Annotated in this window: 15 protein-coding genes; 7 read left to right on the top strand and 8 right to left on the bottom strand. The window is 58.7% G+C overall.

The genetic code is table 11. From position 1 onward, the window contains the following. Nucleotides 1-62 precede the first annotated feature (62 nt). On the top strand, nt 63-416 hold the full coding sequence (locus Poly24_RS16330; protein WP_231753179.1) for a GIY-YIG nuclease family protein: 354 nt from the start codon (nt 63-65) through the stop codon (nt 414-416). Between the two features lie 161 nt (nt 417-577). On the opposite strand, the gene Poly24_RS16325 is transcribed toward Poly24_RS16330, so the two are convergent. After that, nucleotides 578-2,314 carry a hypothetical protein gene (locus Poly24_RS16325; protein WP_145097581.1) on the bottom strand — a complete coding sequence of 579 codons (1,737 nt, stop codon included), beginning with the start codon at nt 2,312-2,314 and terminating at the stop codon, nt 578-580. 396 nt (nt 2,315-2,710) lie between these two features. Here Poly24_RS16325 and Poly24_RS16320 point away from each other — a divergent pair, with 396 nt between their 5' ends. Beyond that, nucleotides 2,711-4,732 carry an ATP-dependent DNA helicase gene (locus Poly24_RS16320; RefSeq protein ID WP_145097578.1) on the top strand — a complete coding sequence of 674 codons (2,022 nt, stop codon included), beginning with the start codon at nt 2,711-2,713 and terminating at the stop codon, nt 4,730-4,732. 69 nt (nt 4,733-4,801) lie between these two features. Here the strand turns inward: Poly24_RS16320 and glgA are convergent, their stop codons facing one another. Beyond that, entirely contained in the window at nt 4,802-6,295 is a 1,494-nt protein-coding gene (gene glgA, locus Poly24_RS16315) for a glycogen synthase GlgA (protein ID WP_145097574.1), read from the bottom strand. 275 nt (nt 6,296-6,570) lie between these two features. Between glgA and Poly24_RS16310 the strand changes: the two genes are divergently transcribed. Next, entirely contained in the window at nt 6,571-9,882 is a 3,312-nt protein-coding gene (locus Poly24_RS16310; protein ID WP_145097571.1) for a serine/threonine-protein kinase, read from the top strand. Nucleotides 9,883-9,911: 29 nt separating this feature from the next. Here Poly24_RS16310 and mutY read toward each other — a convergent pair whose 3' ends face one another. Next, nucleotides 9,912-11,051, bottom strand: coding sequence for an A/G-specific adenine glycosylase (mutY, locus tag Poly24_RS16305; RefSeq protein WP_231753178.1), 1,140 nt, complete (start codon nt 11,049-11,051; stop codon nt 9,912-9,914). Beyond that, entirely contained in the window at nt 11,039-12,046 is a 1,008-nt protein-coding gene (locus tag Poly24_RS16300) for a hypothetical protein (protein WP_145097568.1), read from the bottom strand. The genes mutY and Poly24_RS16300 overlap by 13 nt, the downstream gene beginning before the upstream one ends. 20 nt (nt 12,047-12,066) lie before the next feature. Between Poly24_RS16300 and Poly24_RS16295 the strand changes: the two genes are divergently transcribed. Beyond that, nucleotides 12,067-13,017 (top strand): carbohydrate kinase family protein, encoded by a 951-nt coding sequence (locus Poly24_RS16295; protein WP_145097565.1) that lies wholly within the window; start codon nt 12,067-12,069, stop codon nt 13,015-13,017. A 341-nt stretch (nt 13,018-13,358) separates the two neighbouring features. Continuing rightward, a complete protein-coding gene (locus Poly24_RS16290; RefSeq protein WP_197451959.1) occupies nt 13,359-14,687 on the top strand; it encodes a hypothetical protein in 1,329 nt (442 codons plus the stop codon). Nucleotides 14,688-14,976: 289 nt separating this feature from the next. On the opposite strand, the gene Poly24_RS16285 is transcribed toward Poly24_RS16290, so the two are convergent. Next, nucleotides 14,977-15,255: a DNA-directed RNA polymerase subunit alpha C-terminal domain-containing protein gene (locus tag Poly24_RS16285; protein WP_145097559.1), complete on the bottom strand. Its 279-nt coding sequence runs from the start codon at nt 15,253-15,255 to the stop codon at nt 14,977-14,979. 279 nt (nt 15,256-15,534) lie between these two features. Here Poly24_RS16285 and Poly24_RS16280 point away from each other — a divergent pair, with 279 nt between their 5' ends. Further along, the gene (locus tag Poly24_RS16280; RefSeq protein ID WP_145097553.1) at nt 15,535-17,166 is read left to right on the top strand and encodes a cation:proton antiporter; all 1,632 of its coding nucleotides are present in this window, start codon (nt 15,535-15,537) and stop codon (nt 17,164-17,166) included. Nucleotides 17,167-17,211: 45 nt separating this feature from the next. Here Poly24_RS16280 and Poly24_RS16275 read toward each other — a convergent pair whose 3' ends face one another. The 3 genes from Poly24_RS16275 to Poly24_RS16265 all read right to left on the bottom strand — a co-directional run bounded on the left by Poly24_RS16275 (nt 17,212) and on the right by Poly24_RS16265 (nt 20,095). Continuing rightward, entirely contained in the window at nt 17,212-17,892 is a 681-nt protein-coding gene (locus tag Poly24_RS16275; RefSeq protein ID WP_231753177.1) for an RluA family pseudouridine synthase, read from the bottom strand. A gap of 70 nt (nt 17,893-17,962) precedes the next feature. Further along, the gene (locus tag Poly24_RS16270; RefSeq protein WP_145097550.1) at nt 17,963-19,054 is read right to left on the bottom strand and encodes a glycosyltransferase; all 1,092 of its coding nucleotides are present in this window, start codon (nt 19,052-19,054) and stop codon (nt 17,963-17,965) included. Nucleotides 19,055-19,060: 6 nt separating this feature from the next. Continuing rightward, the gene (locus Poly24_RS16265; protein WP_145097547.1) at nt 19,061-20,095 is read right to left on the bottom strand and encodes an SDR family oxidoreductase; all 1,035 of its coding nucleotides are present in this window, start codon (nt 20,093-20,095) and stop codon (nt 19,061-19,063) included. A 322-nt stretch (nt 20,096-20,417) separates the two neighbouring features. Between Poly24_RS16265 and argS the strand changes: the two genes are divergently transcribed. Beyond that, nucleotides 20,418-22,394, top strand: coding sequence for an arginine--tRNA ligase (argS, locus tag Poly24_RS16260; RefSeq protein ID WP_145097544.1), 1,977 nt, complete (start codon nt 20,418-20,420; stop codon nt 22,392-22,394). Nucleotides 22,395-22,415: the final 21 nt, after the last annotated feature.

Here is a 22,415-nt window from a genome sequence, read left to right as displayed (position 1 = left end):
AGAGACCGCCGCCGATCGACGAGGTCGCAGGCGAACCTACCTCTGTGTTTCGAGCCCCCGATTTGAGCAAGCCACTCGTGTCGCCATCCCCTTCACCCACCGATTCGCCAGATGACGCCGAACCTCAAAGCGTTCCCGCCCCTTGGTTCGTCTACATTCTCCGCTGCGAAGACCGTTCGCTGTACACGGGGATCAGCAAAGACCTCGCGCGACGGCTGAAACAGCATAACGCCGGAACCGCCTCGCGCTACACCCGATCACGGTTGCCGGTGGCGATCGTTTATCACGAGCAACAGCCCGATCAAAGCGCTGCATTGAAACGGGAACTCGCGATCAAAGCATTGCCCCGGCAAGCAAAAGAAAAGCTGATTGCTTCGGATCGCAATCAGATCGCCGAAACCGATTCGCCGCTCTGAAATCCGCTCGCGCATCCAACGCGCCGACACGTTCAACGGCAACCTCCCCGGCACGCAGGTTCCAACAAAAAAAGGCTCCGACGGATCGGAGCCTTCTGTTTCGTTCGAATTTCTTTCCCGCGAAAGGGTTCATTCGCAGCAAAGTGGTCGCTTGTCGGCGACTAGCGTCCGCTAACCCATCCGCTGTCGCGGTAACCGCCGTTGCCTTGCGGCGCTGGACGCGTTGGAGCAACGTAGCGAGGGCTGGCGTGGCTAGGGGCGGCGTTCCGAGGTGCGGACAACCGAGGCAATTCGGTGCTCGGAGCGGAGACCTGAACGGCCGAAGTCGATGGGTTCGATTTGGGTACCGCCCACTGGATCGTCTTGTAGGTTGCTTGAGCCACGGTCGACGAACGGGGTTCGGATACAACAGGTTCGTGACGCGCGGTGCGATCGTCGGTCGTGTTGTATTGGAACTGGTACTGCTGCGGCGCGGGAATCGGCTTTACATCCAGGCGTGTCGATGGTTGTTGTGGTTGGAACTCAAAGCCCGATCGTGAATTGCTGGCTCCCGTTCCAGGGAACGATGGCAAACTCATCGAAGTGTTGCTGTTGGGTTGCAGTTGAGGTTGTTGCAGCGGAGTTTGGTCGTTGCCGCCTTGTGGAGGTGCGGCGTAATTGTTGTTCCCCTGCGGGTAACCGTTCTGCGGGTAGGTGCTCTGCGGATAAGCCCCTTGCTGTTGGTAGCTGGGGGGAGAAACCGGGGGCGTGCCGTAGTTCGGTTGTGTCACAGGGGGCGTGCCATAGTTGGGCTGCGCTGGCGTGTTGCCAAACGACGGACGATTGGTTGGCGCGGCCTGAGGATTGTAAGTGTTGGGGGCGGGACCATACTGGTTGGTGCCGTAGCCCGGTGTCGATTCATAGCTGCCGGGCGGACACTGCGGTTCACCGGAGCACTGCGATGCGGGAGCCGGTGCCGATCCGCCAAGCGAATAGGAAGGGACTCGTTGAACTTGCGTTTGGTACGACTGGCAACCTTGCATCGTGGTTACGGATTGACCGGTGGTTGGATCGACCGATTGGATCGGGCGGTAATAGGTGACCGGTACGTTGTAGGTGTTCGTTGAGAAGCTGGTGTTCGGAGCGTAGCCGGACGAATAAGAAGGGGCCGTCATGATCGGGCTGCCACTGACCACTGGATTGCTCGGGTAGCTGGGATAGCCCGCGGTGACCGGGGCTGCCGTGGGGTAGCCGGCCGTTGTCGGCGGATACATGTGAGCTCCGGCGCCGCCAGCGCTGGGCACGCGATAGCTGGACCAGTAATTGCTGGTATAGGTGTTCGTTGGGTAGGGCGTATTGGATGGGTAATAGTTCCCCGTTCCGAAATACGAACCGATGTTGGGCAACCACGACGTGAAGGAGTTCTGCTGTGGTGGGCTCGGCCAGAAGTAGGGCGCCGATTGCAGCGGATAGTTCTGGTTCCCCGTGGCGGGGCCGGTGATCGGTGAATAGGCCGTTGTCGTTCCCGAAGGGGGCAAGGCGTATTGGTTTAGCGATGGAGCGCCGTAGGCCGCCGAATAGCGTGGCGCGACGGGCAGCGCCGGTTGCGTGGCGGTCGGCAACGAATACGACGTGACCGCCATTCCTTGGGGAGGAAAGGCGGTGGCGGTCGATCCAAATTGCGGTTGGCCGGTGTACATCGGCGGATAGCCCACGTTGGTCGTCGGTAGGTAACCGGCGGTTACGGTGGGGCCTTGTGGCGTCGGCATGTAGGTACCGGTGGGAACGTAGTAGGCCGTTCGATTGCGACCAAACAACCAATCGCATAGCGGGCCAGCTTGGGCGGGCGCGGCGATTGCCAAGCATTGGATTGCCGTCAGAACGACGATTGCAAGCGCTGGTTTGTTTTGAGTCGACATGTTTTTTACCACGGATAGGTTTGCAGAGAGCACGAGCGATTAGTCGCAACGCTTCGCAGCTTTCTTTAAAGTTCCACCGCCAACACCGAAGGGGGCGTTGGAGTTCGGTTTGCGGAATGCTTGTTGGACCAAATCCCACCAACCAACGTCAATCATTCTTAACGTCGAAGCGAGAATTTGGAAAAATACAACGATTACGGGGTGCAGCGAGTGCGGGTTGCAACGATTTTCAGGGCCCATTTCGCCCGGCAGCCTGCGGCGCGCACGCCTCTGTTGGGAAGATAGCTTACAAATTCAGCCGTTGTGATTTCCGACTCCGACCTTCTGCGTTAAACTCCAGGTTTCCACGTCGCTTTGGCGTAGCCCTCCCTCGCTCTCCTCAACCGAAGTCCGCTCATGCTCGATGCCGCCAGTATCCTTGGCCCCGATGGACGCATCGCCAAGCGGCTGACGCAATACGAACAGCGCCCCCAACAGCTGCGGATGGCCGATGCGGTCGCCGATGCGATCGAACAGGGGCACCATCTGGTTGCCGAAGCAGGGACCGGAACGGGGAAAAGTTACGCCTATTTGGTACCCGCGATTCTGTTCGCCACCGGCGATCAACGCGAAGAGGAGGACGACGATTCGTCCGGCGACCCGCCGCGACCTCGCCGCGTGGTGATCTCGACGCACACGATCAGTTTGCAAGAACAACTGATCATGAAAGACCTGCCGCTTCTCAACAGCGTGATCCCGCGCGAGTTTTCGTCGGTGCTGGTCAAAGGCCGGTCGAACTACGTTTCGTTGCGCCGGTTAAAACTGGCCCAGACCAAAGCGGTCGGAATGTTCGAACGCGATACGCAGCACGTTCAGCTGCGCCAGATCACCCAGTGGGCCAAGGAGACGACCGACGGCAGCCGCAGCACCGTGCCGGCCCGGATCGAACCCGGCGTGTGGGACGAAGTCGCCAGCGACAGCGGCAACTGCATGGGACGCAAATGCGAGACGCACGACAAGTGCTTCTATTATGCGGCCCGCCGGCGGATGCAAAACGCTCAGATCCTGGTCGTCAACCACGCCCTGTTCTTCAGCGATCTGGCGCTGCGACAGCAGGACATCAGCCTGTTGCCCGATTACGACGCGGTGATTCTAGATGAATGCCACACGATCGAAGCGGTTGCCGGGGATCACTTGGGAATCCGAGTTTCCAACGGCCAGATCGATTATGTCTTGAACAAGTTGTACAATCCGCGGACCCAAAAAGGGTTGCTGATCGCGCACGATCTGCAGCGGTTGCAACAGGACGTTGACCGCTGTCACTTTGCCGCCGACGAATATTTTGCCGGGCTGTTGGATTGGTGGGACGAAGACCCGCGGCGCAACGGCCGTGTCCGTCGACCGAACCTGACCCCTAACGTCGTCAGCGATCCGCTATTGTCGTTGGCCAAACAGTTGAAACGCTACGGCGACGGGATGGACAACGAATCGGTCCGCAAGGATTTCATGTCGGCGCATGATCGGTTGAATGTGTTGGCCGAATCGCTGAAGTCGTGGAATCAGCAGTTGTTGGAAGGATACGTCTATTGGGTCGAACGAACGCGATCGCATCGTGGTTTTGATCGTGTGAACCTCGCCGCGACACCAATCGATGTCGGCGAAGCGCTCCGCGAGATGCTGTTCCAGAAAACGCGGTCGGTCGTGATGACCAGCGCCACGCTGGCGGTTGGCAGCGAAGCCAACTTCGATTTCTACCGGTCACGGGTCGGATTAACCGGTGGGGAATCGTTGCGCGTCGGCAGCCCTTTCAACTATCGCGATCAAGCGACGCTGATTGTCGTCGATGGCCTGCCCGATCCGTCGAGCCAGCGGGAAGCGTTCGAAAATGCGTTGCCCGAACAGGTGAAACGCTACATTTTGGAGACCGATGGGCATGCGTTTGTGCTCTTCACCAGTTACGGTCTATTGAAGAAAGTCGCCGCCGCCCTGACGCCCTGGCTGGTTCAACAAGGTATGTCGCTATACACCCAAGGGGGCGACCAATCGCGGACACAGATCCTCGACGCGTTTCGTAGCAATCCACGCAGCGTGCTTTTTGGAACCGACAGCTTTTGGCAGGGAGTCGATGTTCCGGGGGACGCGTTGCAGAACGTGATCATTACGAAACTGCCCTTCAGCGTTCCCGATCATCCGCTGTTAGAAGCCCGCTTGGAAGCGATCCGCGCCGCCGGCGGCAACCCGTTCGTCGACTACCAGTTGCCCGAAGCGGTGATCAAGCTGCGGCAAGGCTTTGGGCGGCTGATCCGAACGGCCACCGATACTGGAATGGTGGTGATCTTAGACCCGCGGGTGCAGACCAAACCCTACGGACGGATCTTCCTGGAATCGTTGCCCGATTGCCATCGGGTCGTGCACCAAGCGCGGGTGCAAACGCGTTAACCGCGCCACTGGGCAAGCTTCGGATTGGGACGGCCGATCGGACCACCGTGCGCTGTGAGCGCGGCGGAACTAGACGACCGCTGCGCCATGCAGTCGTTCGATCGTTTCCAGGTAAACCTGTTCGTATCGGACCGCACTTTGTCGCCAGGACCAGTCCTGTTGCATGCCGGTGGTCACGATCTGTTCCCAAATCTGCGGACTCTCGCGATACGTTGTGACGGCACGGTCGAGCGCTTCGCCCAACGAGCGGACATTGTAGCTGGGCATGTAGAAACCGGTGGCGGTCTTCAAACGGACCGATTCTTCCGTTGCATCGGTTACCGTGTCGGCCAAGCCGCCGGTGGGATTAACAATCGGAACGGTTCCGTAACGCAGGCTGTACAATTGGTTCAACCCGCACGGTTCGTAGCGGCTGGGCATCATGAAGATGTCCGCGGCGGCTTCGATCCGATGGGCCATTTGGTCGGAAAAACCAAGGTGCACGGCCAAGCGTTTGTTGTATCGGCTGGCGAGATCCGACAGCGTTTGGTGATACCGATGGTCGCCGGTTCCCAACACAACCCACTGCACCGGGCTTCCTTCGCCCAGCCAGTTGTTCATCAATTCGGTGACAAGATCCCAACCCTTTTGATCCGCGAGTCGGCCGATCAGGCCGACCAATGGAATCTCGGGATTGTCCTCCAATCCCAGCTCTTGTCGCAGCGCCGATCGGTTGGCTTGTTTACCGGTCTTCCAATCATCGATTCCGTAGTTGGCATCCAGATGCTTGTCGGTCGCCGGATCCCAAATTTGGTAATCGACGCCGTTGACGATTCCCGACAACACCTGACGTCGGTTGCGTAGGACGCCATCCAAACCACAACCATATTCGGGTTGTTGAATCTCTTCGGCGTAGCGTTGGCTGACCGTGGTGATCGAATCGGCGAAGACGATTCCCGCCTTCAGCAGGTTCAGATGGCCATAGAATTCCATCTTGTCAGGGGTGAACTGCCCCCAACCGAGCCCGTTCAGCAGCATATCCCAGTGCCAGAACTGCCCTTGGTAGGCCATGTTATGGATCGTCATGACCGTCGCGACGTGATCCATCCACGGGTGCGATTCAAAGCGATTGGCGACGTACGCGGGAACTAAACCGGTTTGCCAATCGTTGCAATGAATGACATCGGGGGGGGATTCGAGCGTATCGATCGCGGAAAGGGCCGCGCGGCAGAAAAAAGTAAATCGTTCGCAATTGTCCCAGAAGTCCCCCTGGGCATCGCCGTAGAGCTGTTCGCGATCGTAGTACGTCGGCTGGTCGATCAACACCACTTCGCATGGACTTCCCGGCAGATGGCTTTTCAGCAATCGCGCCGTGACGGTCTTCCCAGCGATCGCAACGGAGACCTTTTCATCGGTCGTTGTGATTGTTTGGCCGGCCGCAAACACCTGCCGAAAGGCGGGCATTATCACGGTCACCTTGTGGCCACGCTCAGCCAATTGCTGGGGCAGCGAACCGCAGACGTCGGCCAGCCCTCCCGTTTTAGCAAACGGAACCGCTTCGGTTGTGAGGATTACGATATTCAACGGGCTTTCTTCCACTGTCGCTGTCACTTCATGATGCGCGACCGCTCGCCAGCGCGGAGGCCCCTTGGCCCCCGATACCGAACAGTCTTCTATTGAACATACCCCAAGAAACGACGACCTGCCACGACGATTACCCCTGGGTTCTCTGAAGAGTTTTCGATTACCTTATACTGTGGGTGGGTCGTTGTTAATTGGCGAAGTAAACTTGCTGGGCAAAGAATAGGGTCTGTCCCCCCGCCGCCCGCTCTCGGAACCCAATAACCACCTAAGTGTTCATGTCGGTATCGGTCAATGATTTTTGGAATCGCATCGCCAACAGTGGTCTGGCAGACGCCGCGCAGTGCCGAGTCTGGGCGGTTGCCTACGCTCAAAGCAACGGTGGCCCGCCGATCAGCGCCAAAGACCTCGCCAAGTGGATGATCAGCTCGGGACAGCTGACGCTTTTCCAGGCCAAGAACTTGCTTTCGGGCTCCTCCCAGCGACTCGTCTTCGAACGCTATTCGTTGACCCAACCGGTCGATAGCCCTCCGTTGAGCCGATGGTTTCGCGCCTTCGACCGGGAATTGGGGCAAGCCGCTTCGGAGTGTTTGCTCTATTTCCTGGATGCAAAACAAGCGGGCAAGACCGTTGGCAACCGATTCACTCAGGCGCGGCGAATCCAATCGGACCACGTGCAAGCCTATGATCTGATTGCGACGCCCACGGGCGAACGAGTGCTGTGGTCGCATCTGCCAGCCGGTAAAACGCTGGCTCAGTTGTTGACGCAAGGGCGGTTGCCGAGCGAGCGGGTGACCCGAATCGGCAAACAATTGGCGGCCGGGTTGTCGACATTGCATGCGGCCGATCTAACGCATGGCATCCTGCATCCGCAATATGTCTGGATCAGCGACCACGACGACGCGATTTTGCTACGCGACCCGATCGTCCGCCCTGTCTCGCCGTTGGACGCCGCAAACGTCGGCTGTCTGGATCCGATCGACACCAAGGGGGCCGGTGGATTGCACCCCAGTGCATTGGCGGCTCCCGAATTCAGCATCCCCGGGAAAAGTCCTGACAAATCGACCGATCTGTACGCCTTGGGCTGTCTGTTGTATCTGGCCCGCTTTGGCCAACCTCCGTTTTCTGCGGCACAGCCCGACGCGGTGATCCAGCTGCACGCCAGTTCGATCCCCGAAGGCCTGCAACGCGTTCAGCAAGGGGATCGATCCGATCCGTTGTTGCGCGTGATCGCCCATCTGATGGCCAAGAATCGCGACGCGCGGATCGCTTCGGCCGATGTGCTGTTCTCTATTTTTGAGGTGGTCGAATCGGATCCTCAACCCGCCGTTGCGACGCCCGCAGCGCCCGTGCTTCCACCACAACAACCCGTACAACCGCAACAACCGGCTGCCGCTCCCGAGACGCCGCAGCCAGCGGCCGCCGCGCCACCCACTCCTCAGCCAGCGTCGCCTCCCGCCGCTGCGGCCGTTCCGCCTCCGCAAACGCCTCCGCCCCAGCGTTCGGCACCGGCAGCCGTTCCGACTCCGTCGCAACCGGCCGCAGCAGACGCTTCGGTTCCTCCCGCGGTGGCAAGTCCCGCTGCCGCCGCAGAACCGGTCGTCCCCGTCAAGCCGGCGGCTGCGGCCAAGCCGGCACAGCCCGCAGCGGCACAGCCTGTCGCGGCTCAGCCAGTTCCCACTCAGCCAACCGCTCAGCCGCAACCGACGGCTACCGTTGCCTCCGTCCCTGCCGCGGCCCAACCGCAGGCCGGCTCCGCGGCACCTCAAGCGGTAGCGCAAGCGGCTCCGGCAGCGGTCGGCACGACCGTCGCGGCGCCCGGTCGCGATGAGACCGATGGCGACAAACCGAAATCGAAACGGCCGGGCGGAAGGGTTCGCAAGAAGAAGAAAAAGAAGAAAAAGGCAGCCGCGATGGTCATCGGCGGCGTCGGCTTTTCGATGCTCACGCTGTTGATCGCGGTGCTGTTGATGAACAATCGCGGACCACGTCGCGATCCAGAGCCCGATCCGGTGGTGTTGCCATCGGTTGCCGGATCCGGGGCGTCGGTCGCTTCGCAAACGCCACGCAGAGAGCCCACGCAGACGCCCGATGCGCCCACCACTTCGCCGGGGGGAACGTTTGAGGTTAGCGATGACCGCTATGCGTTATGGTTGCCGCCGGACGAAAGCCAGCCGCCACCGTTGGCGATGTTGCCTCCTGGGCCTCAGATGATCGTGGTCGTTCGCCCGGCCGATATCCTCGGCTACAACTCGGGCCGCAAGGTGTTGGCGGCGTTGGATACCGAATTGGCCGACGGGGTTGCACGCTTGGAAAAACGGATCGGCGTTCCGTTGGGCGAAGTCGAACGGTTAACGATGGCGGTCGAAGCGACTTCCGGTTCGGGAATCCAGGCGGCGCTGTCGGTCGAATTGGTCGACGCGAAATCGCTGGGCAGCCTACGAAAAGCGTGGGGAGATCCCGAAGCCGCCGAATTGCCTGAAAACCAGACCCTCTTCGCAGGGGATTCTCCCACCGCGGACGCCTATTATGTTGCCCAACAACCGCCGATCGATTCGATGTCGATCCAGCACTTTGCCGTTGGGTCGATCGAACAGATGAAATTGGTTGCTGAAATGGGGGGCGGTGCGATCCCGCTGCCCCGACAGTTTGAACAGACTTGGAACCATGTCCGAGGCGACTCGCAATTCACGGTCGTCGCGACGCCCAACTTCCTGTTCGCCGACGGTAAATCGATGCTGACCGATTACGCCCCAAGCGCTATCGAGGGGCTGAAACAGATGCTGATCCCCGATACCTCGGTGGCGATGCTGACGATGCAGTTTGAGCCAAAATGGTATGGCGAAATTCGTTTGGCTCCCGGCGGCGGGACGTCGGCTGCGGTGCTGACTCAACGTCTGAAAACCCAGTTTGCCGATCTTGCGCTGCAAGCCGAAGCGTTCCTCAATCGTTCGACACCCCATCCCTCCTGGCGGGCTTTGGCGCTGCGGTTGCCTCGGATGCTCGACGCGGTCGACGCGCAATCGCGAACGGGAATCAGCGACAACCAAGCGGTTGCCAATTTCTATCTCCCCAGTCATGCAGCGCCGAACGTTCTGTTGGGTTCTTGGTTGGCGATGAACACGCCTGCGGGAACGGTCAGCATGGCCGCGGCCCCGGCCTCGGCCAAGCCGTGGACGGTTGCCGAGATGTTGGAAAAACCGATCAAGGTCAACTTTGAACAAGAGCCGCTGCACTTCGCGGGATCGACCGTTGTCGACGAGGTCAACAACATCCGCCCCAAGGGGAGCCCCGAGTTGAAGGTGGTGATCATTGGCAACGATCTGCAAAAAATGGGGATCACGCAAAACCAACAGATTCGCGATTTTAAAGCCGACGGCGTGAAGCTTCGCGATGTGTTGACCCAGTTGGTGCAGCGCGCGAATATCGTGAAGGATCTAACCGATCCGGCCGACCCCAAGCAGGCGCTGGTTTGGGTGATCGGTCCCGATCCCGATGCCCCCGCCAACCAAGTCGTGTTGGTCACGACGCGCGATGGTGCCAAGGCGGCCGGTTATACGCTGCAGCCGGAATTTGTGATCAAAGAATAAAGCTTCGGCGAAGGATGTAACGTCCGCGCCTACAGTTTTTGAAAGATCTTCCGCCCCGTGGTGCTCAACGGCAGTTTGCCGATGTGCGCCCGAGTCTGCCACTGGATGGCCGTGTCTTTTGCCGGAGACGGTGTTCCGACGGCTTCCGCGTTCAAAACGTCCAAGGTGATCCGGTACTTCGTGACGCCATGTTTAATTGTCGCCAACCGCTCCGGTGGCTCGATCGATAGTCCAAATGCGTCGCGGAGATGATCGATGGCGACAAGTGTTGGGTCAGCATCCCCGGGCACTTCACAGCGTGGGAAATCCCAAAGTCCCGACCAGCGTTCGCCCGGCTGACACTGGCGGACCAGAAATCGCGATCCGCTGCGCACGACGACGGCGACTTCGCGGCGCGCTTCGTATTGGATCTTCTTCACTTTGCCGGGGATCGTTTCCTGCAACCCAAGTTCCCTCGCAGTACATCCGGCAGCCAGCGGGCATGTTTTGCATGTCGGTTCACGCGGTGTGCAGACAAGACTCCCCAGTTCCATCGCGGCCTGATTGAGTTGCCCGCTGCCGCGCCGGGGCAAAATCGACTCGGCAAATTCCCACAACACACGCTGCGACGCGGCATGGGTGGGGGGCGTTCGCAGCCCGATCAATCGGCTGTACAACCGAAGCGTATTGGCTTCGACCACGGGCAAGCGTTGGTCTCGGCTGATCGAAAGGATCGCCCCAGCGGTGTAGCGTCCGATTCCCGGCAGCGCCAAGACATCGGCAAAGGTTTCGGGAAATTCGCTGTCATGGATTTCGACCACCTTCTGTGCCGCCGCATGCATCTGGCGGGCACGGCGATAATAGCCCAGGCCTTCCCAATGCCGAAGCACCTCCTGCTCCGGTGCCGCTGCCAACGTGGCGACCGATGGAAAACGCGCTGTAAAACGTTCGAAGTAAGGGATCACGGTGGCAACCTGGGTCTGTTGCAGCATGATCTCGCTGATCCAAACGCGGTAGGGATCGCGGGATTCCCGCCAAGGCAGTGTCCGCGCATTCCCTTCAAACCACCGCAGCAATTGCCGCCGCAGCCGGCTTCGCCACGCGGAATCTTGCCAGCGCGGATCGTGATCGATCGTATCGTCGTTTGCAGCCGACCGGTCGCCGTTTCTCGTCGCGCTTAGATCGGGCAATGCGTCACCATCAGATCGTCAGCCAAATCGCGATGCGGCTTCTTGCCAAGTGTCTGCAGATCCCCATGGTAGGCGTGGACCGCTTCGGTCGCCGTGATCTCACCATCGGCCAAGCGGCGCAGATAGCCGAGAAACGCGACTTGGTCTTCGGCATAGTTGATCTTGCGACCAAACAAGGCCACGCGAGCGCCATACTTTTTGGCGTCGGCCAACATCCGGAAGGCATCCATCGTGGTTCCCGCCGACCCACCTAAGATGCCGACGACCAGGGAGGAATCGTAGCGGACGAGCGCTTCCATCGCGGCGGGGCCGAAATAGGGCATCTTCAAAAACAGCGGACGCCCGGCGCGCGTGATGCCACCCAACAGACGGACGATGCTGTCGTTGACATAACTGGCGACATCTTCGACGGGATGGACAAGGGCGTTGGGGGCAAAGACTTCCAAAAAGTGGCGGAAGCCTTTTTGTTCGGCTTCTAAACGGAACTGCTTGTAGTGCTGCAGCGTCAGTGCGTCCCGCTGGGCATCGTTATTGAGCGTGATCGAATACAGTCCTAGATTCGCACCTAGAGTGCGTTCGACGTCGCGACACTCATATTTTCCCGACTGAATGTGGTCGATCGTGGTGCTGCTGAACGGCAGCGACGGCTGATGGCGGTAATGCGATCCGGGCGCGAACCAGATGTCGGTGGTATCGTTGGCGCGGGCGGCGGGAGTGACCGGACTGTCGTCGAAAATCCGTTCATCAATCGTTAAGATCTCACTGGTACTGGCGCTCATCAACATGATGTCGACCAGTTTTCGATCGACGATTTCGCGGACGATGTCACGGAATTCGTCGAGGGTCCGGAAGCGATGCCGTTGATCCGCCGCGGCGGGACCTGGCCCCATCAATCCGAACGCCAGGTCAGGGTCTTTGGCATCTGCGAGAATGAAGTCGTTGCAGCTGGGATCGGCGGCGATCCGGGCCAATTTTTGATCGAGCGATTTGTCCATAGTCTTTAGGTAGTTTTGAAATGGAAAAACAGTGGGACTGCGTCGTCTGTGGTTCGTGTACCGCGGATATCTTGGTTCGGCCGATGGCGTTGGACCAGCCTGTTGGCGCGGGACAATTGCATCATGTGGAACCGATCGGTTTGACGACCGGTGGGCTCGCGTCCAATGCGGGGATTGCGATGTCGCGGCTCGGTTTGCGGGTTTCCATGCTCAGTTATACCGGGAACGACGCCTGGAACACCATGATGCGGGAAAACTACCGCCGCGAAGGCGTTGACACAAGCCGGTTGCTGCGGCATCCGGATCTGCCCAGCAGCAGCACGGTCGTGATGATCGATGCCGCCGGTCAACGCAGTTTTGCCCACCATCAAGGGGCACCGAAGATGATCGATCCAAAGATGATCTTGGATAACTTGGACCTGATCGCCGCCAGTCGAATGTTTCTGATCGGTTACTATTCGTTGTTGCCGAAGCTGCAGAACGACCTGCCGGAGATCTTCGCGAGGATTCGAGAAACCGGCTGCATGACGGCGATGGACGCTGCCGGCAGCGGTGGCGATCTGCAGCCGTTGGACCGGATTCTTCCGCACTTGGATGTATATGTGCCCAGTCATAGCGAAGCGACGCACCAGACGGGCAAGGTGGACCCGCGTGAGATCATCGAAGTCTATCGCGGCTGTGGCGCGATCGGGCTGTTGGGCGTCAAATTGGGTAGCGAGGGTGCATTGCTGCAGACGCCCGATGGGCAGTTTCTCGGGATCCCGGCAGTCCCACCCCCGGGCGAGATCGTCGACACGACGGGAGCCGGCGATTCGTTTTATGCAGGATTGATCACAGGGCTGTTGGGAAATCTGACGCCGCAAGACGCGGGGCGGTTGGCCGCCGCAACGGGTGCGTTTTGTGTCACCGCAAGCGGGGCGACGACCGCGATTGGTAATCTTGAAACAACAATGAAATTGGCGGGGTTGTGACCGGTTAAAGCGGGAGATCGCGCCGACCGGCAATCTCGCTGAACGCCTGAGAATCGTTACACGTATCATTTTTTCCCTGACGCTGGCATTTGCCCTGGATTCCCCCGATACCCTAGCTAGCACACTTTGTGATGTGTGCGATTAAACGAATTCTCAGAAAACAGAAGTTACCAATCCTTGGAAGGGAGTCAACGATGAGACATTTCCTAATGTCTGGTCTATTCGCAGCAATGATTGCAGTTTGGTGTCCAATGGCATTTGCCGACTGCAATGATTGTGGCACATCGGATTGCAACGCGAGCGTGGCAGGAAGCCCCAGCGACGTTGCCTGTGGACCACAGATGGTTACGAAGACCATCCGCGTTCCACAAATGGTCACCGAAACTCGTGTTGTGAATGTAGCGAAAACGCGTCAAGAAGAGCGAACTCGCACGAAGACCGTTTATCGCAACGTCAGCGAGCAAAAGACTCGCACAGAGTCGTACACGGTCAAGGTGCCTCAACAACGCACTCGCACTGAAAGCTACACGGTCAAGGTTCCTTACACCGAAACCCAGAGCTACACCGTTCGCGTTCCTCAATGCAGCACCAAGACCGTCAACTACAAAGTGATGGTTCCAGAATGCCGCTCGCGTGAAGAATGCTACACCGTCATGGTTCCTTACACGGAACAAAAAACGGCGAAGTACATGGTGAAGGTTCCTTACACCGAAACCAAGGTTGTCGATTACACGGTCCAGGTTCCTTACACCGAAACCAAGGTTGTCGATTACACGGTCAGCGTTCCTTACACCGAACAAAAGACCGAAACCTACTCGGTTAACGTTCCTTACACCGAAACGAAGATCGAAACCTATTCGGTTAGCGTTCCTTACACCGAAACGAAGACCGAAACCTATTCGGTAAGCGTTCCCTACACCGAAACTCGCACTGAAGAGTACACGGTTAGCGTTCCTTACACCGAAACCGAAACTCGCACGGTAACCGACGCTTGTGGCTGCCCACAAACGATCTGCTGCCAAGTTCAAAAGACTCGTTGCGAAACTCGCACTCGTTGCATCAACGTTTGCAAGACTCGCTGCGAAGAGCGAACTCGCGAAGTGAAGGTCTGCAAGACCCGTTGCGAAGAGCGAACTCGCGAAGTCAAGGTTTGCAAGACTCGCTGCGAAGAGCGAACTCGCACCTACAACGTCTGCAAGACTCGTTGCGAAACCCGTCAACGTGAAGTTCAAGTTTGCAAGACTCGTTGCGAAACCCGTCAACGCGAAGTCAAAGTTTGCAAGACTCGTTGCGAAGAACGAACTCGCTGCTACACCGTCAAGAAGTGCCGTCCTGAGACTCGCACTCGTACCGTGAAGTACACCGTAATGGTTCCCGAGTGCCGCACTCGTGAAGTTAAGGTTGTCAACATGGTTTGCGAAACTCGTCAACGCGAAGTTTGCAAGACTCGCTGCGAAACCCGCCATCGTGAAGTTTCTTACACCGTGTGCGTTCCAGAATGCCGCACTCGTGAAGTTTCTTACACCGTGTGCAAGAAGGTTCCAGAGCAAGTTACCGAAACCTACAGCGTTTGCGTTCCTTACTGCGAACAACAAACCGTTGAAGTTCAGGTCTGCAAGAACGTTTGCAAAGAAATCCAAGTTCCAGTTTGCAACTGCTGCTGCAACTAAAACAGTCTTCGCCGGCAACACTTAAACGTCGCCGGTCGGCTGGGAAGACCTTGTACGAGAATTAAGAATTCAATTCATCAAGCGTTCAGAGAGAAGCGAGATACAAGATCGGCGTCACGGGTGCAAAACGCTGACGCCACGAGAACAATCTAACGATTGAGTTGCTTCGACTGAAAACCCACTCGCGCTTCGAGTGAATCCAGATTCAAAGAGGACAGGTCGGCAAATTGCCGGCCTGTCTTTTTTTGTGCCCCAAGCCATCGGTGGGCTAAGAGCGATAGAGCGGTTGTTAGCAGAGGACTTCGTTCTGAGCGCTGCGGCCCGGACGATAGAACTCTAACTTTTCCAACGCTGCGTAAACCTCTTCGAGCGTCTTTTCGCCGAAGTTGGAAATCCCCAACAGTCGTTTTGGGGAGGCCTGCAGCAGGTCGCGGACGGTGAAGATGCCTGTCTCTTCCAAGCAATTGGTCGTACGAACCGAAAGCTCCATCTCAGCGATACTCAGTTCAAGACGCTCGCTACGCAGGCGAGCACGCTCTTCGGCTTGACTCAGCGGAATGCGGGTCATTGCTTCAGTCCTCCTATGACATTGGAAAGCAAAATATATGGGTCGAAGCGGGAATTTTAGCGAGCTGGACGAAAGCCGCAAAGCGATTCAGGCGAATCCTTTTGAAAATTTTACAATTTGTTTGCTATCGTTGACCTCGGCGGCTGGATGGTGTCGCCCACCGCCCCCGCTGCGATGAATCGCCGAATTGGGTTAGACTTGCTGTCGATTCGTTGGTTGCAGCCTGCCAGCGATCGATCGTTTGATGGTCCGCCGTTCCTTCACGCCGCTTAGGCAACAATGCACGATATCGAATCGCTTACCGTCAACGTTTTGATTGTGCTGGGAGCCGGTTTGATCGCGGGGACAATTTGCAAGCGGATCGGCGTCTCGATGCTCGTCGGCTATCTAGTCGTCGGGGCATTGATCGGCGGAGGCGTGCTGAATCTGGTCAACCAACAGGACCACGAACTCGAGGTGCTGGCTCAGTTCGGGGCGCTGTTGCTGCTGTTCGCCGTGGGGTTGGAATTCTCGCTCGAAGAACTGATGCGGCTCAGCCGCTATTCGCTGATTGGCGGCGCCACGCAGATGTTTCTTGTCGCGGTCCCGTTGACGTTTGTCTGCATGGCGTTTGGGATGACTTTAAACGCCGCGGTGCTGGCCGGATTTGCCGGCGCACTCAGTTCGACGGTTCTCGTCTTCAAAGCGCTTGCCGAATGGGGACTGACAGCCTCGCCGCATGGTCGCCGCGCGATCGCTATCCTTTTGTTCCAAGACGTTGCCCTGGTGCCGCTGATGTTGCTGGTCCCGTTGTTAACGCATCAAGGCGAACCGCCGACGATCACCACCTACCTGTTGCTGGCTGTCAAATCGTCGATCTTTCTTGCAGCGTTGATCGGTTGTCGTAGCGTTGTCGGGCGTTGGATCGTGCCGAGCCTGGCGGGACTGCGAAGCGTCGAACTTGTGATGCTGTTTACACTCTGTTTGTTGGGTGGCGTCTGTTGGTCGGCATACCAATTGGGCCTGCCATCAGCCGTTGGTGCCTTGGCGGCAGGAATCATCTTGAGCGGCAATCGATTGAGCCGGCAGGTCGATTCGATCGTGTTGCCGTTTCGCGAATCGTTTTCGGTGATCTTCTTCGTCACGATCGGGACGCTGTTGGATCCCGGCATGTTCTTCCAGGAACCGCTACTGCTGACCGCTGGGTTGGTTGGCATGTTGGTGCTGAAAAGTGGAGCCGCTTCGATCGCGCTGAAGCTGGTCGGATTGCAGTGGAAGACTGCGTTTGGGATGGGATTGGGACTGGCCCAACTGGGCGAGTTCTCCTTCCTGCTGATCTCCGAAGCCGCTGGATTGGGCTTGATCAGCCGCGACGATTACAACCGCATGCTGTTCATCGCCTTGGGGACGTTGGTACTCACGCCTCAGTTGATTCGTTACGGTTTGCGTTGGACCGAACGATCGCCCGACGAAGATCCGCACCGCATGAACCATCGACGCGATAGTGCGGTTTCCCAGCACGTGATCGTGATCGGAATCGGGTTGATCGGCCGACAACTGGCTTCGCGGCTCGAGATCATGGGATCGGAGGTGCGGTTAGTCGACCAGAGCCCAATCAATCTGCACGGCTTCGCTCAGCAAGGCTTTCACACAACGGCCGGCGACGCGCGCGATCCCGACATCCTGCACCGGGCCGGCGCCGAGAACTGCGGTTTGTGTATCGTCAGCGTTCCCAGCGACGATGCGGCGCTGCAGATTGTCACCGCGCTGCGTGGGATCAACCACGATGCGGAGATCATCGTCCGCTGCCGTTATCAGGGGAACGTCCACCGAATCATGAAGGCGGGGGCGGCCGCGGTGGTCAGCGAAGAAGCCGAAGCGTCCAAGGCGATGCTGCAGTGGTGCGAACGGGCCGTCGGACCGATCGCATAGCCATCGGCCCTGGCCGGATGAATTGCCGACGTTTACCGAAGTCGTCTACGGCAGTTGAACCGACAACCGCTGCCACGATTTCGGCGGTCGGCACTCAAACGACATCGGCTCGCGCCGCGTCGGATGTTCAAACGTCAACTGCCACGCGTGCAGTGCGATCCCCAGCGGGAACGTCAACGTCGCATCGTATTTACGATCGCCGATAACCGGCATCCCGCGACTGGCCAACTGCAAGCGGATCTGATGCTTTCGACCGGTGATCAATTCGACCTCGATCAAACTCTGCTGGCCCGAAGATTCGATAACGCGGTACTTCAGTTCGGCTCGTTTGGCATCCGCCGTCGATTCGCGGCAGACGACCATCCGATGGGCCGCGTCGTCTTTGCGAACGAAGTCGACAAAGGTTCCTTCCGCATCGGGAAGTTTTCCTTCGACGACCGCCAAATAACGCTTTTCAATCGTTCGCCGTCGCAGCATATCCGACAACCGGCTGGCCGCTTTGCTGGTCCGCGCCAGAACCAACACGCCGCTGGTGACGGTGTCCAAACGGCTGACGATTCCCAGATAAACCTTCCCCGGTTTTTGATACTTCACGCGAATGTATTCGGATGCCTGGTCGAACACGCTGGTCCCATCGGTCACTCCCTGCGTTGCGATCCCCGCTGGCTTGTCGATCACCAACAAATGATTGTCTTCAAACAGGATTGGGAACGGCTGCGTTGTCAAACCAGGGACCTCGGAGAGCGTGAATCAGCGAATAAGCGGAGCGATACTGTCGACCAAATTGGCTATCGAATCAAGCGGTCACCGATCGCAAGACATCCACATACGCCTTGACGAACCGATCCCAGCTGTACCGGTCGACAACCAAACGTCCGGCGTCCGAGAGGCGTTGCCGCAGGTCGCGGTCGGCCAAAAGACGAGCCAAGCCGGCGGTTAACGCATCGGGATCATCCTGTTCGACAATTAAACCGGTTTCGCAATCGTCGATAATTTCGCCGGGTCCGCTGTCGCAATCGACCGACAGCGACGGGACGCCCGATACCATCGCTTCCAGTAACGCGTTGGGAAAGCCTTCGTAGCGGCTTGTCAATGCAAACGCTCCCGCCCCCGCCAACACAGCCCCGACGTCGTCGCACCAGCCACACAATTCAACACGATCGTTCAATCGAAGCGTTTCGATTTGCTTAGCTAATGCCGCCCGTTGCGGTCCGTCGCCGCAGATCTTCAAGTTCCAATCGTGCAGCGATTCGGGAAGTCGCCCAAAGGCGTCGATCAAGCGATCGATCTGCTTCTCCTCCGACAACCGGCCTACCGAGACCAATGTTTTGTCGCGGCGATCGACATCGTCGACGATGCGGTCTGCCTGAGGAGGATCGATCGCGGCGGGAATGATTGTTGTTTGGGCAGAGGTCCAGGCTCCGACCGCGCGGCCGGCGGCTGCGGTCTGCACGATGCAAGCTGCAGCGCGAGGATAGTGCCAGCGTCGCAGCGTCTCCCAAAATCGTCCGATCGGTTGGTGCGCGGGCTGGCTGCGCTCGGAGACGACGACCGGCACCGCCAGCGGTTTGCAGGCGGCGAGCGTCAGGATGTTCATCTTGTCGCAAAAGCTGAGGACGACGTCGGGCCTGCTCGCGGCGACCGCGGCGCGAATCGCGGCGATCCGGCGTCGGTTGCTGGAGATCGCTTCGAAGATCGAACCGCTCTCGGACATCTGGTCCAAACCGATTCGCACAACCGCGTCGTCACATCGATAGCGATCGAGCGCTGCCGCATCGAGCGTGATCAGCGTGACCGAGTGTTGGACAGCCAATCGGCTGGCCAATCCGGCCATCACGCGTTCGGCTCCGCCGCCGGTCAGCGAATGGATGGCACAAGTGATCCGCACGCGTCATCACCTTGAATTCAAAGGGGAATCGATGCTCTCAAGTTCTGGCATCGAGGCGACGCGGCGTGGATTGCGATACAACACATCGGCCAACAGTTCGGGCGATCCCTGCAGCGTCGATCGATCGTGGTGCCAGTCGATATCGCTAGGGACCATCGAACAATCAAGCGGCCACGGATGAAAGACCTCATCGCCCAACGCGGCGATCAAGCGGCTGGAATCCATCGTCACGTTGCCCGCGCGCGGCGGCATTGGTCCGGCGTCGATTCGCGGACAACCCATCAGCAGCTTGGGATCGTAGCCGCCGACGCGATTGACGATCTGAGCGATCTGGTAGAGGCTCAAATTCCGCGGCCCACCACAGTGATACAGGCCGGCCAAATCGTTCCCCAACAATCGCTCCAACACCAGGATCAAGCAATCGGTATAGGTCGGCGTGCGGACTTCATCGAAGTAGAGAGTCGCGGGGCGACCGTTCTTAAAACGAGACTGGATCCAATCGATCGCGCCGGCGTGCCCGTTGAAACTGATCCCCATCGGCAGCGAAATTCGCAAGATGCAGGCGTCGGGGCGGCGTTCCAAAACCAACCGTTCCGCCGCGACCATCGTCTTGCCATAGACGGTCACGGGATCGGGGGTGTCCTCTTCGGTATAGCCCCCCTCTTTATCGCCCGAGAAGACCAAGTCGATCGACAGATGGATGAAGCGGGTTGTCGGGGCGATCACGCGGAGCAGATTTTCGACGCTCGTCACATTGATCCGCTCGGCCATCTGGGGATCCAATTCGCACGACTTCAGCGCACACGAACCCTCGCAGTTCAGCACCGCCGCGGGTTGGATCTGGTCGATGATTTCCTGCCAGCGATCGAAGTCATCCGAATTGCAGCCCAGGATCCCATCGCCCGAAAGCGGCCAATTGTCCTCGCGGCGAACCCCGTAGACCTGGCCGGGAAAGCGAGCCCGGAAATAACGGAATGCGTTGTAGCCGGCGACACCAGCGATTCCGGTGACGATCAAAGGAAGCGGTATCTCTGCGTCCATGGGGAACTTTTTTGTAGGCTTATCGGTGGCTTCGGAGCAATTGCCCGAGTGGATAAAATCGTGCCGTCACCACCCCGGACGAACGCGGCCGCTTCCGCGAGTGGCGAGGAAGGATTCGCGAGAAAGTCGTCGTCCCCTTGTAGCAGACCGGGCCGATCGAGGCAAATCGGCATCGCCGCCAGAAACCTGGCAAACCCCGTGTTTCGCGGCGAACTGCCGGCCCACTTCGGACGACCTGCCCTCGACGGAAATTCAAGATCTGATAGCCTTCCTCTATAAAACCTCAGGACTGGCGACTCCCCTTTTATTGCTCCATCGACCCATGCAAATCCAGCAAGAACTGAAACACCGCTTTTCCGCCGCTTTGGCCGGTCTGACCTCTTCGCCCGACGAAGCCGCTCAATTGCTGCGTCCGACGCAAGATCCCAAGTTCGGCGATTATCAGTCCAACTGCGCGATGCCGCTGAAAAATGAATTGGGCAAGCCGCCACGCGAGATCGCTGAATCGATCGTCGCGGCGCTGCAAATCGACGATCTCTGCGATCCGCCGGAAATCGCGGGCCCCGGATTTATCAACCTGCGATTAAAGGATGACTGGCTGGCTCAGCAGGCGACAGCGATGTTGCGCGATCCAAGGTTGGGCGTCTCCACGGCCGCCAATCCTCGCACCGTGGTCCTCGATTATTCGGGGCCCAACGTCGCCAAACCGATGCACGTCGGGCACATCCGATCGACAGTGATCGGCAGTGCGATCGCCGAACTGCTGCGGTTCGCTGGCCATACCGTGATCACCGACAACCATGTCGGCGACTGGGGCACTCAGTTTGGCATGGTGATCTACGGCTACAAGCACTTCCTCGACCGCGAGGCGTTTCAGTCGCATCCGGTCGCCGAATTGCTGCGTCTGTATCGGCTTGTCAACAACCTGATCGATTATCACAACAGCGTCGCTTCGCTGCCCCAGCGCGCTGCGGCGATCGAAAAAGCGACAGCCGATCTGGCGACAGCCGTTGCCGCGGAAGCTGCCGAGACCGAGAAGAAAGCAAAAAAGAAGGCTCTGAAAAACGTAGCCGCTGCGGAGCGGAAGCTGCAGAGCACGCGCGACGACCTGGAATCGACGCGTCAGAAAATTGCGGCGGTCGAAGCCGACAAATCGCTGCACGATCTGGCGCTCGCCCACCCAGAGATCGCTGCGACTGTGCTGCAAGAGACGGCCAAGCTGCACGAAGGGGACAAGGAGAACCTGGCGCTGTGGCATGAAGTCCTGCCGTTTTGCCGCGACGAGATCGACAAGATCTACACGCGGTTGGACATCTCGTTCGACCATCAGCACGGCGAGAGCTTCTACCACGAGATGCTGGGCGGAGTGATCGAACAACTGGAAACCGCCGGCTTGGCTCAGCCGAGCGATGGCGCGTTGTGCGTCTTCCTGCCCGAATTCGAAGCGCCGATGATCGTCCGCAAAAAGGACGGGGCTTACCTGTACGCGACGACCGATCTGGCGACGCTGGAGTATCGGATGCGCGAGTGGTCTCCCGACGAGATCTTGATCGTCACCGACCATCGCCAGGCAGAGCACTTTGAAAAGGTCTTCATCGTCGGACGCAAGCTCGGCTGCGGCGACGTGCAACTGAAGCATCTCCCCTTCGGCACCGTGTTGGATGAATCGGGCAAGCCGTTCAAGACCCGATCGGGATCGACCGTCGGGCTGGAAGCTCTCTTGGACGACGCCGTCGACGCTGCCTTTGCCGCGGTCTGCGATCCCGATCGCGTGGCGAAGATCGATCCGCCGCTGTCGGACGATGAGAAGCAGACGATCTCGCGAGTCGTGGGGCATGGAGCGATCAAATACGCCGATCTGGCTCACAACCGAACCAGCGACTACAAGTTCAGTCTCGAAAAAATGGTCTCCTTGGACGGCAACACGTCGGCCTACATTCAATACTCCTACGCGCGGATGCAGAGTATCCTCAGCCGCGCCGAATCGAGCGAACAGCAAGTGATCGACGGTGATTCGGCGATCCTGATCGGTGCCCCCGCCGAACGAGCGTTGGTGATCCGGTTGCTGCAATTCGGTGAAGCGATCGACCAGTCGTTGGAAGATTATCGCCCCAACGTAATCGTCGACTACCTGTACGATGTCGCCAAAGCCTATTCGAGCTTCTACGAACAATGCCCCGTTCTGAAAGCGGACGACGACGCGACGCTGCACAGCCGATTGGCGATCGTCACCGCCACGGCGAGGATCCTGCGCCAAGGACTGAAGTTGTTAGGGATCGATGTCGTGCCGCGAATGTAGCGGTCTGTTGAAGCCACGAAA

The sequence above is a fragment of the Rosistilla carotiformis genome (assembly GCF_007753095.1).
GTDB lineage: Bacteria > Planctomycetota > Planctomycetia > Pirellulales > Pirellulaceae > Rosistilla > Rosistilla carotiformis.
Note: the sequence above shows the minus strand (reverse complement) of the source record. Positions and strands in the feature narration are given on the sequence as shown.